This window comes from Pandoraea aquatica (assembly GCF_902459565.1).
In the GTDB taxonomy this organism is placed as follows: domain Bacteria; phylum Pseudomonadota; class Gammaproteobacteria; order Burkholderiales; family Burkholderiaceae; genus Pandoraea; species Pandoraea aquatica.
Genome location: NZ_CABPSN010000007.1, coordinates 36727 through 51015, shown reverse-complemented (window position 1 = coordinate 51015; position 14289 = coordinate 36727). Strand labels below are relative to the sequence as shown.

Here is a 14289-nt window from a genome sequence, read left to right as displayed (position 1 = left end):
GCCAGATTCAGCGTGACATGACAGACGTCAGAGGTCGAGGAACACCGTCTCCTCGTCGCCCTGCATGCGAATGTCGAACCGGTACGACACACGCCCGCCGCTCACCTCACGGCGTGCAATCAGCGTGTGACGGCGCTCGGCCGGCACTTGTTGCAGCACGGGGTCGGCCGCATTGGCGGCTGCCTCATCGTCGAAATAGATACGCGTAAATAGATGATTGAGCAAGCCCCGCATCGTCAGAATCACGTCGATGCGCGGTGCGTCGCCCGGCACAGCCACGCCTGGCTTGACCGTCTCGATGACGAAGCGGTTCTCGGCATCCGTACCCGTGCCGCAACGCGCTGCGCCCGCGAAGCCGGTGCGCTCGATGTCTTCGGCAGTCTCGACGTACCGGCCGTGGGCATCCGCCTGCACGATTTCGATGAGCGCATCGTTGACCGGATGACCCGCACCGTCGAACACCTGACCGATCAGGCGGATGTGCTCGCCTTCTGCGCGGTCAGTGGCGACCACCGGCGTGAAGGCGCTCTTGAAGTCGTACAGATACTGCTCCGGCGACAGGCCATAAGCGAAGTACGGGCCGACGGTCTGCGACGGCGTTTGCTTGAATTCGGGCGTAGTGGACATGGCTCAGGACTCCATCGGCGTTTGGTCGGCACCGCGCAGGACGATGTCGAATTCGTAACCCAGCGCGTACTCCGGCTCGGTAATGTCCATCGAAAAGCGCGCGATCAGGCGGTCGCGGGCGTGAGCCGGCGTCGCTTCGAAGATCGGGTCGTAGGCGAGCAGCGGATCGCCGGGGAAGTACATCTGCGTGACCAGACGGGTCGCGAAGTAATGGCCGAACACCGAGAAGTGCAGATGCTGAGGACGCCACGCGTTGTGGTGGTTCTTCCACGGATACGCGCCCGGCTTGATCGTCAGGAATTTGTAGCGGCCTTCGGCGTCGGTCATGGCGCGACCAGCCCCGAGGAAGTTCGGGTCGAGCGGCGCGTCGTGCTGATCGACCTTGTGGACATAGCGCCCGCAGGCGTTGGCCTGCCACAGCTCCACAAGCGTGTTCGGCACCGGACGGCCACCTTCGTCGAGCACACGGCCCGTGACGATCATGCGCTCGCCCAACGGCTCGCCGTTTCGCACGGCGTTACGCGTCAGGTCGTTGTCGAGCGCACCGATGATGCCGTTGCCGTACACCGGCGAGCGCAGGTCAGCGAGGTTCTGCTTGACCGGCACGAGCAATTGTTTGGGGCCGCGCAGCGCCGTGGACTTGTACCCGCTGTCGATGAGCTTGGGATGCGAATCCCAGTCGCGGGGGCGCAGGACGGTTGTCGTCTTCGACATGGTCTCACTCCATTTTGTGTTGACTGATCTGGCAGGCACGTTGGCCGGTCACCAGCTTGTTTTCGACACTATATCCATAATCAACGGATATATTTATTGACATTTTCTTAGCCTTTTCATAACTTTCCGTCATGGAAAGACATCTACTCGACGGACGCATCAAGCTGCGTCATCTGCAATGCCTGCTGGCCGTCGCCCAGCACGGCAGCTTGCAGCGCGCAGCGGAAGCCCTGTCCATTACGCAGCCCGCCGTCAGCAAGACGATTGCCGAGCTGGAAGGGCTGCTGGGCGTACGTCTGTTCGACCGGGGCCGTAACGGTGCCCGGCCCACGGCGCAGGCCGAGCTGTTCCTGCGCCATGCAGGCGCAAGCGTCAGTGCGCTGCGTCAGGGCATCGACGTGCTGTCGCGCGCCGTCGGCCAGACTGGTGGCGTGATCGAAATCGCGGTGCTGCCCACGCTTGCGGCCGCGATGATGCCCGGTGTGCTCGAAACGTTCCGGCGCGAATGGCCGGGCATCGTGGTGCAGGTGCATACGGGTGCCAATCAGCAGTTGCTCACGCAGTTGAAGTCCGGTCAGGTGGCGCTGGCGCTTGGGCGGATGTCCGACCCCGAAGGCATGGCCGGGCTGACGTTCGAACATCTGTGCGCCACGCCGCTGTGCGTCGTCGTGCGCCCCGAGCATCCGCTCGTGCAGCAGCGCAGCGTGTCGATGGCGGATATCGCCCACCATCACGTGATCCTGCCGCCGCACGGCACGATCCTGCGTCACACGGCGGACAGCTTTCTGCGCGCACAAGGTGTCGGCACGCTCGACGACTATTCCGAACTGCTCTCGATGTCGCTCGCCCGCGCGATGACCTTGCGCGACGACGTCGTCTGGATCGCCTCGGAGATCACCGTGCAGGACGACCTCGCCGACGGTGCCCTGTGCGCCCTGCCCTTCGCGACGAAAGGCACGGAGGAATCCATCGGCATTCTGTGGCGCAACGACACCGTGCCGACGCCGCCCGAGCAGACGCTCATCAGCGCCATGCGCGAAGCCGCACGCGTGCGCTATGGGATGCCCGGGCTGCGCTAACGACATCCCGGCTCACACCTCGGCGGCAGTCGTTGCGTCCGACACGGCCGCCAGCCCGAGCATGCGCACCGCGTTGTCCTTGAGCAGCAGCGGTTTGACCTCGTCTCGAAAGCCCGCCGTCTCGAAGTCCTTCAGCCAACGGTCTGGCGCGATGAGCGGGAAGTCCGAGCCGAACAGCATCTTCTCGCGCAGCAACGAATTCGCGTACTGAATCAGCTCCGGCGAAAAGTACTTGGGCGACCATCCCGACAGATCGATGTAGACGTTCGGCTTGTGCAGCGCGATGGACAGCGCCTGCGATTGCCACGGCCACGACGGATGCGCGATCACGATGTTCATGTCAGGGAAATCGGTCGCCACATCGTCGAGATGGATCGGCTCCGAGTACTTCAGCCGTAACCCGCCGCCACCCGGCATGCCCGAGCCGATCCCGGAGTGTCCGCTATGGAACACCGCCGTGAGCTTGTGCTCGGCGATGAGTTCGTACATCGGGTACGCCATGCGGTCGTTGGCGAAGAAGCCCTGCATCGTGGGATGGAACTTGAACCCGCGCACACCGAATTCCTCCACCAGCCGACGCGCCTCACGCACGCCCATCTTGCCCTTGTGCGGATCGATGCTCGCGAACGCAATCATGATGTCCGCGTTCTCCTGCGCGAAGCCCGCGATCTCCTCGTTCGGAATCCGGCGTCGGCCGATGTTCGCCTCGCAGTCGACGGTGAACATCACGAAGCCGATATTGCGCTCGCGATAATGCGCGATGGTCTCGGGAATCGTCGGGCGGCGATTCCGCTTGAGCACGGTGCCGAAGTATTTGTCGGCGGCGTCGTCGAACGCCTTGCCGAACAGGTCCGGCGGCTGACAGCAGGACACTTCTGCGTGCACGTGCGTGTCGATAGCGATGAGATTGTCGAGGTTCATTGCGCCGTCTCCGGATCTTGAATCTGCGCCGCGACCATCGCCATGGCGCGACGCGTGTGCGGCAGTTCAAACTTCAGCCAGTAGCGTGCTGCGTGGCGCTTGACGTCCGACGTGCTGCCTGCCGACGTACCGCCCGATTCGGCCTCCGCCATCGACGCCTGCGCCCAAAGCCCGGCCATCGACAGGCCGTGAACCGCCTGCATGACTTCCCCGGCGACGCACAGCGCGGCACGTGGCGTCGTGCGGGACAACGCGATGAGCGACGGCATCAGGTCGGTCCACGCATCGAACGCGTGAGACGCATCGGCGAATCCGCTCAGTCGATCCAACACGCTCGCCTCCCGTACCTGCGCCTGCCCCCACGCCAGCCAGCGTGACAGCGTCGCACCATCGTCTTTGACGATCTTGCGCATCAGCAAGTCGATGGCCTGAATCTCGTTGGTGCCTTCGTAGATCATCGGAATGCGCGCGTCCCGCACGAACTGCGAGATGCCCGTCTCCTCGACGTAGCCATAACCACCGAAGACTTGCAGGGCGTCGCTGGCCCCGTGAAATGCCTGCGCCGTCGCAGTGGCTTTGACGATGGGCGTGAGCAGCGCCGCCAGGGCATCGGCATCGGTGCGCATCGCCGGGGTGGCCGCGTGATGGGCTTCGTCGATGGCGAGTGCCGCGCGATACAGCAGCAGGCGCGCGCCTTCCACGCCGACACGCTGCCCTTCGAGCAGACGCCAGACGGCCGGATGTCCGGCAATCGGCGTCCCGGCGTCAGCCCCCGGCACCCGCGACTGGACACGCTCATGCGCATGACGCACCGACATCTCGTAAGCGCCTTGCGCCAGCCCCACCGCCGACGCACCCACATGCAAACGCGCCGAATTCATCATCGCGAACATCGCTTCCAGTCCGCGATGCACTTCGCCCACGAGGTACCCCGTCGCACCTTCGAACGCCATCGAACAGGTCGCGCTGCCGCGAATGCCCATCTTGTGTTCGATACCGGTGCAGCGCACTTCGTTGCGCTCGCCATGCGCGAGAACTTTCGGCACAAGAAAGAGCGATAAGCCAGCGCTACCGGACGGCGCATCCTGTGTGCGCGCCAGCACGAGATGCACGATGTTCGGCGTCAGATCCTGCTCGCCGCCCGAGATGAAGATCTTTTCCCCCGTGACGCGCACGGTCTCTTTTTCGTCATCAGTCCAAACCGCGCGCGTACGAATCTGTCCCAGGTCGCTGCCCGCGCCCGGCTCCGTCAGACACATCGTCGCCAGCCACTCGCCGCTGACCAGCGGCGCGAGCCATGCGTTGCGCAACGCCGCGCTGCCGAAGCGATGCACGCACTCGTACGCGCCATGCAGAATGCCGGGATACATCGTCCAGGCGAGATTCGCGCCTGCCGTCAATTCCTGTACGGCGATCTGCGTGACGAGCGGCAAGCCTTGCCCGCCCAGCGACGGATCACACGGCAGCGACGGCCATCCTGCGTCGCGATACTGACGGTAAGCCTCGGCGAACCCGGCAGGCGTGCTCACCGTGCCGTCACGCCATGTGCAGCCCTCGCGGTCGCCGACCGCATTCAATGGAGCGAGCACCTCGCGCGCGAAGCGAGCCGCCTCAATGACGACCTGCACCAGTGTTGCCGTGTCGAATTCTTCAAATGGTGCGAGACGCGTCAGTGCCTCGCCCACCCCGAGCGTCTCCAGCACGAACGCGATGTCCTCGGCCGCGCTGCGCAATTCCGGTGAATGCATGACAGCGCCCTATCGACGTGCGGCCGCAAGGATCACGCGCGCATCGCCTGCGGTGGCGGCGTGGAGCGCGTCGACCGTCGCGGCCCGATGGTCCTGCACCGCGCGCTGGTTGATCGAGCCTTTGTCCGTCACCTCGCCCCGGTCGAGCGACGGCGGCGTGTCGAGCAGCAGCAGACGGGCAACGCTCGTAGCGCTGCCGCTCGCGTTGGCATTGAGCCGCGTCAGGAGCGACGCGAACGTCTCGCGCACCGGCGTCGACGCCAGCACATCAGCGAGCGGCGCATCCTTCGGCAAACCGCTCAGCCGACGGCAATCGTCCACGCGCGGGAAGATCATCAGACCGATATCGTCGCGATTGATGCCGGTGACCACGGCGTCTTGCACGTACGGCGCGCCTTCGGAAATCACGCGCGCCCGCAGCGGTCCCACGCTGACGAAGGTGCCCGAGCTGAGCTTGAAATCCTCGGTGATGCGGCCGTCGAACTGAAGTCCCGCCTCGGGGTCTTGCGCATCGACGAAGGTCGCAGCATCTCCTGTGCAGTAGTAGCCCTCTTCATCGAACACCGGGTCCGACGCTTCGTGACGCCAGTATCCCGCCATGACGTTCGGCCCGCGAAAGCGCACTTCGAGCTTGCCGCCCACCGGCGCGAGTTTCACCTCGCAACCGGGCGCGGGCAGACCGATGTAGCCCGCGCGCATGACCGGCCCCGTGGTGAACATGCAACTCGGTGACGTCTCCGTCATCCCGAGACCGGACATGATGCGAATCCGCTCGCCGCAATGCGTTTCGGTCAGGCGCTCCAGCCGGTCCCACGCCGCTTGCGACAACCCGGCACCGCCGAAGAAGTACAGATTCACGCGGGCGAAGAAGCGCTCGCGCAGGACCGCGTCGCTTTCCAGCGCAATCGCCAGGTCTTCCCAGCCCTTGGGCACATTGAAGTAGACGGTCGGGGAGATCTCGCGCAGGTTGCGCAGCGTCTCCTCGAACTTGCCGGCGACGGGCTTGCCGTCGTCGATGTACAGCGTGCCGCCGTTATAGAGCGCGATGCCCACGTTGTGACTGCCGCCGTACGTGTGATTCCACGGCAGCCAGTCGACGAGCACGGGCGGGGCTTCGCCAAACGTCGGGAACGTTTGCAGCAGCATTTGCTGGTTACTGCACAGCATGCGCTGCGTCGTCGGCACGGCTTTCGGCGCACGCGTCGATCCGGACGTGAAGAGAATCTTGGCGACGGTGTCGCCGGTCACCTTCGCATGTGCCGCATCGATGTCGCGCGGCACCACGTCGGCCAGCGTGTCGAACGACACGGTGCCGTGATCGCCGTCTGCCGTCACGCGAATTACATCGTCTCCCAGCACAGCGTCCATCGCGCGCCCGTACGCCGTCGCGTCGCTCGCGTACACAAGGCCCGGCTTCAGCAGGCCCAGCGTGTGACGCAGCTTGCCGTAGTCCGTCGACACGATGGAGTACGCCGGCGAGATCGGGGCGAACGGCACGCCCGCGTACATCGCACCCAGTGCGAGCTGGAAGTGTTCGAGATCGTTGCCCGACAGAATGGCGATGGGGCGCTCAGCGGACAGCCCCCGATCGCGCAACGCCTGTGCAATGGCGCGCACGCGCAGCAGCATCTGCCCATAGGTGACGCCGACCCACTCACCGTCCGCGCCTCGGCGGGCGACAAGCCACCGTGTCGGATGCTTAGCCGCGCCCGAGACGAGCCGGTCCGTCAGACGCTCGGGAAAATCGCCCAGCGCCTCACGCGAGCGCAGATACCAGAACTCGCCCTCGCGCTGCACTTCGACACCGGGATTGCCGATGGCGACATGCCGGTAGCGATGCCCGGCCATGCTGTTGCCTTGATTCAACACACTGTCTCCTGCTGGGTCATGCATTCACCCGGCACGACGCGCTTTTTGTTCTCTGGGCAGCGTTCGTGCACGGGGACATTGTCGTCTTCCGCGTTGCGGGGATCAGATCGGGTAGTGACGCGGTGTCGTCTGCACGGTGATCCAGCGCAGCTCCGTGAATTCGCCGATGGAAGCCTTACTACCGAAACGTCCGTAGCCGCTCGCCTTCACACCGCCGAACGGCATCTGCGCCTCGTCGTGCACTGTGGGGCCATTGATGTGGCAGATGCCCGATTCGATGCGTTTGGCCAGTTGCAGCGCGCGCGATACGTCGCGACTGAAAATCGCCGCCGACAGGCCGAACTCGCTATCGTTCGCCACGCGCACCGCTTCGTCGTCGCCGCTCACGCGCTGAATCGTCACGACAGGGCCGAACGACTCCTCGCGATACAGGCGCATCGCAGACGTCACGCCGTCGACAATCGTCGCCTGCATGATCGCGCCGTCGACACGGCACCCCAGCGGCAGACGCGCACCGTGCTCACGTGCATCCTCGACCAACGCCGCGACGCGCGATGCCGCCTGCGCGCTCACCATCGCGCCGAGCACGCTGTCGGGCGACGTCGGTGAACCCGCGTGCAGCTTCGCCGCCTTCGCCGTCAACTTTTCCACGAACGCGTCGGCGATACGTGCATCGACGATCACGCGCTCCGTCGACATGCAGATCTGCCCTTGATTGAAGAACGCCCCGAAGGCGATGCCATCGACGGCGGCATCGAGGTCGGCGTCGTCCAGCACCAGCACCGGGGCCTTGCCGCCCAGCTCCAGCAGTGCAGGCTTGAGATGCTCGGCCGCCAGCCGCGCGATGATGCGGCCGACGTGCGTCGAACCGGTGAAGTTCACGCGACGCACCACCGGATTCGCAATCAGACGCGCCACGATGTCGCCTGCGTCCTGCGGTGCATTCGTCACGACGTTGACCACGCCATCGCCAAGACCTGCTTCATGCAGACACGCGCCGATCAGCGCATGCACGCCGGGACACTGCTCCGACGCCTTGAGCACCACGGTATTGCCGCACGCAAGCGGCATGGCGAGCGCGCGCGTCGCCAGAATCACCGGCGCATTCCACGGCGCGATGCCCAACACCACGCCCACCGGCGAGCGCACAGCCATGGCGAGACTTCCGGGCACATCGCTCGGAATGACGCTGCCGTCGATCTGCGTCGTCATCGCCGCCGCTTCGCGCAGCATGTTGGCGGCGAGCATGACGTTGAAGCCATACCAGTTCGCCATCGCGCCGGTCTCGGCGGCACCAATCGCGATGAACTCCGCCGCGCGGGCGTCCATGCGCTCGGCCGCGGCGAGCAGACGCTGACGACGCGCCGTGGGGGAAAGCGCCGCCCACGCGGGGAACGCGGCCTGAGCGGCATCGACAGCCGCGTCGGCATCGGCCAGCGTGGCCGCCGGGGCGCGCGTCGCCACGTCGCCCGTGACCGGGTCGATGCGCTCGAACGTCGCCCCGCCTTGCGCGCCGCGCCACTGGCCGCCAATCAGCATCTGCACTTCATGCATCGCAGTCGTCCTCAGTGTTCAACGCTTGTAGGCTTGCAGGCCCGGCTTGATCGACTTGTCGTCGAGGAACTGCTTCAGGCCCTGTTCGCGGCCATGCTCCGGATCGCGCAGTTGCGCCTGATCGAGCTTGGCGTACAGGTAGTCCTCGCACTGCTCCCACGTGAGTTCGCGCGAACGCTTGAAGCCGTGCTTCGCCGCGCGCAGCACCACAGGGTTCTTTTCGAGCAGCTTGGCGGCGAGCGCCAGCGTAGCGTCGCGCAGCTCAGTGAGCGGCACGCTCTGATTGACGAGGCCCATGTCGGCCGCTTCGCGGCCGGTGAACGTGTCGCCCGTCATGATGTAGTGCAACGCGCGACGATGGCCCACGGTGTCGGCCATGGCTTTGCTCACCAGATTGCCCGGCGGAATGCCCCAGTTGATTTCCGACAGGCCGAACGCGGCGTCGTCGGCGGCAATCGCCAGATCGCAGGCCACCAGCGGCGAGAAGCCACCGCCGAAGCACCAGCCGTTGACCATCGCGATGGTCGGCTTGGCGTACATGCGCAGACGACGCCATTGCCAGTCCGAGGCGTCGCGGCGAATGCGCTCCTGCACGATTTCCGGGCCGCCATCGATCTCGCGGAAGTACTCCTTCAGGTCCATGCCAGCCGTCCACGCGGCACCTGCGCCCGTCAACACGACGACACGCGCGTCGCTATCGAGTTCGAGTGCGTCGAGCACCTGATTCATCTCAGTGTTCAACGTCGGGCTCATGGCGTTGCGCTTCTCCGGACGATTGAACGTCACCCAGCCAATGCCACCCTCGACCTTCACGTCGACCGTCTTCCAGCGTCCTTCGTATGCATTCATTTTGCGCAATTCCCAAATGTCCGGGGCAACCCGACCGCGCGCCGGAAGTGGTGCGCGGCGTTGCCGACAGACACAATTTAATATCAGGTTACCTTACATTGCAAGCGCGGCGACTTCAGGGGAAACCCTGAAGGTCGGTCCGCGCTCGTCAGAACATCAGAACGTCAAAACGTATGCCGCATGCCGAGCATGACGCCCGCTTGACCCTCGCCTGCGGGGGGCGTCGTGCCGCCACCACCGCCGCTGACCGAATAGGCCGCGCGGGCGCTGTTGAAGAGATAGGCGGCCTGCGCATAGACGGCCGTGCGCACGGAGAGCGAGTACGTCGCGCGCAGCGTGGTCATCGTGCCGCGCGTGTCGTGGTCGCTGTTGATGATGCGATAGACCTCGGCGTCGACCAGCCACGCGGGTGTCACGCTGTACGCTGCGCCGAGATAGAACAGGTTCGAATGCGTGTTGACGGCAGACGTCGACACGCGACGCCCCAGCCAGCCACCGCCAACCTTGAACGCACCGTACTTGTAGTACGCGCCAAGGGTTGTGCGCGTGTCCTTGTCGCCGCTGCTGGTGAAGGCGGACGTGGCCTGACCGTCGAAGAAGTTGGCGGCGGCGTTGGTACCACCGCGCTGTTCTTCATACGACGCAGCCACACCGAAGTTGCTCGCGTCGTACTTGAGCATCACGGACCAGTCGCGGCACTGCACGTTCTGCCCCGGCACTTGCCCCGCGCAAGTGCCCTGCCCCGGCGAGTTGCCGGTGCCCGCCGAGTCGCGGCCGAAGGAATAGCCTGCGCCGAACGTCAGGCCCTGCCAGCCGACCTGATACGTCACCGAGTTGTCGGTGCGGGCGTTCGGGATGTAGGCGTCGAACGAGCCCATGCCGTAGATGTCCGGGCCCAAGATGTCGGAGCCCAGCAGCGCGTAATACGTCATGGTGTATTGGCGGCCGATCGACAGCGTGCCGTACGGCCCTTTCAGACCGACGAACGCCTGACGGCCGAACAAACGACCGCCCTGACCGAGATCGCCGCCACGAATGTTGAAGCCGCTCTCCAGCTGGAAGATGGCCGCGAGTCCACCGCCGAGATCTTCGCTCCCTCGCAGGCCCCAGCGCGATGGCAGTTCGCCGGTCACGCCCGGCATGCGCACCACCGAGCCATTCGGGCTCGCATGCGAGACGTACTCGATGCCGGTGTCGACGATGCCGTACAGCGTGACGCTTGACTGCGCGCTCGCGATGGCTGGTGCGGCCAATGCAGCGACTGCCGCGAGTGGCGCAAGCGTGTGACGTGAAATGCGAAAAGCCATGAAAGTCTCCAAATTATTGATGTCGTTATGTGTGTGCTACGTGAATCAGACGAGGCGTCCGGCGATGCCCCAGAAAAAACGCGACGGCGGCCTTTGCATGCCGTCCGTCGCGCACAAGCGAGGCCGAGTCGAGTCAACTTTTCCAGCCAACTCGTGAAGCGAACTCAGTCGGCCGCGCGGGGACGACGGATCAGCGTGAGTGCCGCAAGTGCGGCGACGATGGTCACGGGAATGCTTGCGCCGATCACCACGGCTGCGCTGCTGCCCACGGCGAGCAACATGCCGGCGGCGAGCGGGCCGACCACAGAACCGATGCGTCCGATGGCGACCGCTGCGCCCACGCCGGTGCCACGCATGGCTGTCGGGTAATAAGCCGCAGCGAGCGCATAGAGCACCGACTGGCCGCCGATGATGAACATGCCTGCGAAGAACGCCGCCGCGGCAAGCACACCGAACCCATGTGCGGCGGCCAGACCGACAAGCGACGCGATCATGCCGAGATACATGCCCCCGATCACGAACGACATGCGCGCGCGGTCCATGAGATAACCCAGCCCCAGCACGCCGACGGCGCTCCCCACGTTGAAGAGAATCTGCACCCAGCCGATTTCGCCACGCGCAAGTCCGCGCGATCCCATCAGCGACGGCAGCCAGTTGAGCAGGAAATACAGCACGATCAGCGTGCAGAAGTAGGACAGCCAGAGCTGCACCGTCGAGAGGCCGCGCCCTTCCGAGAACAGCACCGACGTCATCGGCGCGGGTGTAGCGCGTTGCCCTTGCGACGTCGCTGCCGCAAATGCTCGCGACTCCGGCAGGAACCAGGCAAGCAACGGCAGCAGCAGGATCGGGCCCAGACCGCCCACGTAGAAGATGTGCCGCCAGTCGGCATCGCTCACCGCCAGCATGCCAATGGTCGCCGCGATGCCGCCACCGAGCGGAATGCCGCAATACATGATGCTCACGGCCGTGCCGCGCAGACGCGGTGCCACCGCTTCCGACGACAGTGCAATGAGGTTCGGCATCGCGCCGCCCAACCCAACGCCCGTGAGCATGCGCACGATCACCAGCATCCAGAAGTCCGACACGAACGCCGTGGCGATCGACAACACGCCGAACAGCGCAGCACTCAGCATCAGTACGCGCTTGCGGCCGATGCTGTCGGCCAGGCGTCCGCCCACCATCGCCCCCGGCAACAGACCGAACGTGCCCGCCGAGAACGCAATGCCCATCTGCGCCACGCTCAGGCCGAACTCCTTCGACATGCCGCGCGCCGCCACCCCGACGGACTGCAAGTCGAGACCTTCGAGCAATGCCACCGCGAAGCACAGCGCAAGTGTCAACGCGACGGAATTCGCCGCACTGCCAACCCCGCCGGTCCCTTCATCTCCCAACGGCAACGCCTGCGCGCCGCCCTCCCGATTCGATTTCATGGTGTCTCCTGTCATCTTCTTTGTGGATGTCGGTTGCCACCCCGCACGGTCCACCGACATCGGCAACGAACGCGTATTACGCAACCATTTAATCAGGTAACCTGATATTAAAGGCGCACGTACGACAGACGCGACAACGCCGCGAGAGCGCTGCATCGCTTTCGTCTTACCGGGTCACTGGGATTCGGTCGCGCGCGCTTTCTTCATGCTTATCTGGCGTCGGCAGACTACCGCCGACGGGGCGCGATCCGGTTAGCCGCCGGTGGGCATACAACAATGCCTACCGGGGTGACGGACTCCATTTAATATCAAGCAACCTGACAATACAAGCCATTGTCCGGTCGGGACAAACCCGGAGTCAGTCGCGCAGATTGCGCACGAACAGTTCGAGATGACGCTGCACCGCAGCGGCGTCGTCACGCGCCACACCGGCACGCATGCGCGTGTCGATTTCCTTGGCGACGGCTTCGCATTGCGCGAGCACACGACGGCCTTCGTCGGTCAGTTGCAGCAGTACGATCCGGCCATGATTGGGATCCGGTTCGCGGGTAATCCACTGACGCGACGCCATGATGCTCACCACTTCATTGGCGGACTGCGGTGTGATGAACGAGCGCTGCGCGAGTTGCGCGTTGGAGAGTTTGCCGCGCGCATCGAGCACGGAAAGCGCAGTGAATTGCGCGAGCGTGAGACCCAGCGGGGCGAGCGCTTCCGACATGTGCCGGCGCAGCAAGCGGTCGAGACTGGCGATGACGTAAGTCAGTCGCAGCTTGGAGCGGCGCGGGCGGGCGTCGGCACCTGTCGCGTCGGTGGAGGCCGCAGGTTCCACGTCGCCATCGGCCGCGAGCGCGACGTTGTCCGGCGTGTCGTGCGAACGTGAGTCGCTGGCGGCAACCGCAGCGGCAGTCTTCTTCTTCGAGGGTACGACGCTCATGATGACTCAGCGAGAATGCGCAGATTTTCGCGTAATGCGGGAAAGTCAGCAGTGTAACGCCGCCACCGGGGCGGTGGCGACGGTCTGCCCGCGATTCATCCCGACGATGAGCGGCGTTCGCGGCGTGCGTGGCTGGCCGAGAGCCCCCTCAGACCTTCGGCACAGCCAGCAAGCCCACGTGCGCACGTGGCTTGCCAGTATCAGCTGGCGAGCTTGCGGAACGTTTCCAGCACGGCGTCGCCCTTGAACGGCTTGACGATCCAGCCCTTCACGCCGGCGGCCTTGCCGCGCTCTTTCATGGCAGGGCTGCTTTCGGTGGTCAGCATCACGACATTGACGGACGCGTTCGCGAGTTCGCCGCGAATCTTCTCGACCATCGTCAGGCCGTCCATGTTCGGCATGTTCACGTCGCTGATGACGAGACGCACGCCCGGGCTGGCCTTGATCTTGGCGAGACCATCCTTGCCGTCGACGGCAGTGTCCACGTCCAGGCCGTTCTTGCGCAGGAAACCGGCGACTTCGTCGCGCACGGTGCTCGAATCGTCGACCACGAGAATCTTCGACATGGTGTTGTCCTTTGTGTGTAAGAGAGAGTGGATTGACGAGCCGGGATCTCAGAACATTTCCAGCGCCCCGGTCTCGACGGGCTCGGCCGCGCCCTGTGCCGCCTCGCGAAACGCTTCGGGCGACCAGTTCAGGCTGAATACAAAGTGCTGGTGCAGCGTGACGATCTGACCGTTGACCGGATCGGTCAGGCGGTAGACGAAACACAGCTGTGGGTTATCGGTGCCGAAGGTGATGTACTTCTGCTTGTGGTTGATCAGCAGCGGCACTTGCACCTGCGTGCGGTCCACGGCGAGCGGATCGCCCATGTAGCGGTTCTTGAACGCGCCCCAGACGAGGTTCGTCAGTTCGCCCAGCATGCCGTTGAGTTCGCGAAAGCCTGCCTGCCCTTCGCAGCGGCCGGTGTGCTCCAGCAGTTGCATGAACGGCACCTGCTCGGCCTGCATCATCATGTAGCCACGGCACCAGGCGCTCTCGAGCGGGATCAGGCTGAACACTTCGCCGAAGATGATGCGGTCGCGCACCACGCTGGGCGAATCGCAGGTCACGTCGACGTCGCCGAACAGGCCACGGAACACGCCGTCGGTGATGTCGATCATGCCGCGGACCAGCGCGTCCGGGTACTCGTGCTCGACGCTGTCTTCGAGGATCAAGAACTGGCTGACCGACTCGCGGGGGGTGCTTCGGTTCATT

13 protein-coding genes are annotated in these 14289 nt (G+C 64.8%); 1 reads left to right on the top strand and 12 read right to left on the bottom strand.

Going from position 1 to position 14289, the window contains the following annotated elements; translation table 11 throughout:
* Positions 1-27: 27 nt before the first annotated feature.
* Positions 28-627 (bottom strand): protocatechuate 3,4-dioxygenase subunit alpha, encoded by a 600-nt coding sequence (gene pcaG / locus PAQ31011_RS20460; protein WP_150577562.1) that lies wholly within the window; start codon positions 625-627, stop codon positions 28-30.
* 3 nt (positions 628-630) lie between these two features.
* Positions 631-1341, bottom strand: coding sequence for a protocatechuate 3,4-dioxygenase subunit beta (gene pcaH / locus PAQ31011_RS20455; RefSeq protein WP_150577561.1), 711 nt, complete (start codon positions 1339-1341; stop codon positions 631-633).
* A 131-nt stretch (positions 1342-1472) separates the two neighbouring features.
* Between pcaH and pcaQ the strand changes: the two genes are divergently transcribed.
* Complete coding sequence (gene pcaQ / locus PAQ31011_RS20450; RefSeq protein ID WP_150577560.1) at positions 1473-2420, top strand: pca operon transcription factor PcaQ; 948 nt, start codon at positions 1473-1475, stop codon at positions 2418-2420.
* Positions 2421-2432: 12 nt separating this feature from the next.
* On the opposite strand, the gene PAQ31011_RS20445 is transcribed toward pcaQ, so the two are convergent.
* The 10 genes from PAQ31011_RS20445 to PAQ31011_RS20400 form a co-directional block, all read right to left on the bottom strand.
* Positions 2433-3341 (bottom strand): amidohydrolase family protein, encoded by a 909-nt coding sequence (locus PAQ31011_RS20445; RefSeq protein ID WP_150577559.1) that lies wholly within the window; start codon positions 3339-3341, stop codon positions 2433-2435.
* Entirely contained in the window at positions 3338-5089 is a 1752-nt protein-coding gene (locus PAQ31011_RS20440; RefSeq protein ID WP_150577558.1) for an acyl-CoA dehydrogenase family protein, read from the bottom strand. Before PAQ31011_RS20440 ends, PAQ31011_RS20445 begins: the two co-directional genes overlap by 4 nt.
* Before the next feature lie 9 nt (positions 5090-5098).
* Positions 5099-6937, bottom strand: coding sequence for a feruloyl-CoA synthase (locus PAQ31011_RS20435; RefSeq protein WP_425495127.1), 1839 nt, complete (start codon positions 6935-6937; stop codon positions 5099-5101).
* Positions 6938-7060: 123 nt separating this feature from the next.
* On the bottom strand, positions 7061-8512 hold the full coding sequence (locus tag PAQ31011_RS20430) for an aldehyde dehydrogenase (protein WP_150577556.1): 1452 nt from the start codon (positions 8510-8512) through the stop codon (positions 7061-7063).
* 18 nt (positions 8513-8530) lie between these two features.
* The gene (locus tag PAQ31011_RS20425; RefSeq protein ID WP_150577555.1) at positions 8531-9361 is read right to left on the bottom strand and encodes a p-hydroxycinnamoyl CoA hydratase/lyase; all 831 of its coding nucleotides are present in this window, start codon (positions 9359-9361) and stop codon (positions 8531-8533) included.
* Between the two features lie 164 nt (positions 9362-9525).
* Entirely contained in the window at positions 9526-10668 is a 1143-nt protein-coding gene (locus tag PAQ31011_RS20420) for a porin (RefSeq protein WP_150577554.1), read from the bottom strand.
* A gap of 164 nt (positions 10669-10832) precedes the next feature.
* Entirely contained in the window at positions 10833-12098 is a 1266-nt protein-coding gene (gene mhpT / locus PAQ31011_RS20415) for a 3-(3-hydroxy-phenyl)propionate transporter MhpT (protein ID WP_246179699.1), read from the bottom strand.
* A gap of 358 nt (positions 12099-12456) precedes the next feature.
* The gene (locus PAQ31011_RS20410) at positions 12457-12927 is read right to left on the bottom strand and encodes a MarR family winged helix-turn-helix transcriptional regulator (protein WP_150577729.1); all 471 of its coding nucleotides are present in this window, start codon (positions 12925-12927) and stop codon (positions 12457-12459) included.
* 305 nt (positions 12928-13232) lie between these two features.
* A complete protein-coding gene (locus PAQ31011_RS20405) occupies positions 13233-13598 on the bottom strand; it encodes a response regulator (protein ID WP_039400475.1) in 366 nt (121 codons plus the stop codon).
* 48 nt (positions 13599-13646) lie between these two features.
* Positions 13647-14288, bottom strand: a complete 642-nt coding sequence (locus tag PAQ31011_RS20400) for a chemotaxis protein CheX (protein WP_150577553.1) — start codon at positions 14286-14288, stop codon at positions 13647-13649.
* Position 14289: the final 1 nt, after the last annotated feature.

What these genes read in the sequence shown, in the direction of transcription:
- PAQ31011_RS20400 (WP_150577553.1), bottom strand. Translation starts at nt 14,288, where the DNA reads ATGAACCGAAGCACCCCCCGCGAGTCGGTCAGCCAGTTCTTGATCCTC.
- PAQ31011_RS20405 (WP_039400475.1), bottom strand. Translation starts at nt 13,598, where the DNA reads ATGTCGAAGATTCTCGTGGTCGACGATTCGAGCACCGTGCGCGACGAA.
- PAQ31011_RS20440 (WP_150577558.1), bottom strand. Translation starts at nt 5,089, where the DNA reads ATGCATTCACCGGAATTGCGCAGCGCGGCCGAGGACATCGCGTTCGTG.
- PAQ31011_RS20420 (WP_150577554.1), bottom strand. Translation starts at nt 10,668, where the DNA reads ATGGCTTTTCGCATTTCACGTCACACGCTTGCGCCACTCGCGGCAGTC.
- PAQ31011_RS20430 (WP_150577556.1), bottom strand. Translation starts at nt 8,512, where the DNA reads ATGCATGAAGTGCAGATGCTGATTGGCGGCCAGTGGCGCGGCGCGCAA.
- pcaQ (WP_150577560.1), top strand. Translation starts at nt 1,473, where the DNA reads ATGGAAAGACATCTACTCGACGGACGCATCAAGCTGCGTCATCTGCAA.
- PAQ31011_RS20425 (WP_150577555.1), bottom strand. Translation starts at nt 9,361, where the DNA reads ATGAATGCATACGAAGGACGCTGGAAGACGGTCGACGTGAAGGTCGAG.
- pcaG (WP_150577562.1), bottom strand. Translation starts at nt 627, where the DNA reads ATGTCCACTACGCCCGAATTCAAGCAAACGCCGTCGCAGACCGTCGGC.
- PAQ31011_RS20445 (WP_150577559.1), bottom strand. Translation starts at nt 3,341, where the DNA reads ATGAACCTCGACAATCTCATCGCTATCGACACGCACGTGCACGCAGAA.
- mhpT (WP_246179699.1), bottom strand. Translation starts at nt 12,098, where the DNA reads ATGAAATCGAATCGGGAGGGCGGCGCGCAGGCGTTGCCGTTGGGAGAT.
- pcaH (WP_150577561.1), bottom strand. Translation starts at nt 1,341, where the DNA reads ATGTCGAAGACGACAACCGTCCTGCGCCCCCGCGACTGGGATTCGCAT.
- PAQ31011_RS20435 (WP_425495127.1), bottom strand. Translation starts at nt 6,937, where the DNA reads ATGGCCGGGCATCGCTACCGGCATGTCGCCATCGGCAATCCCGGTGTC.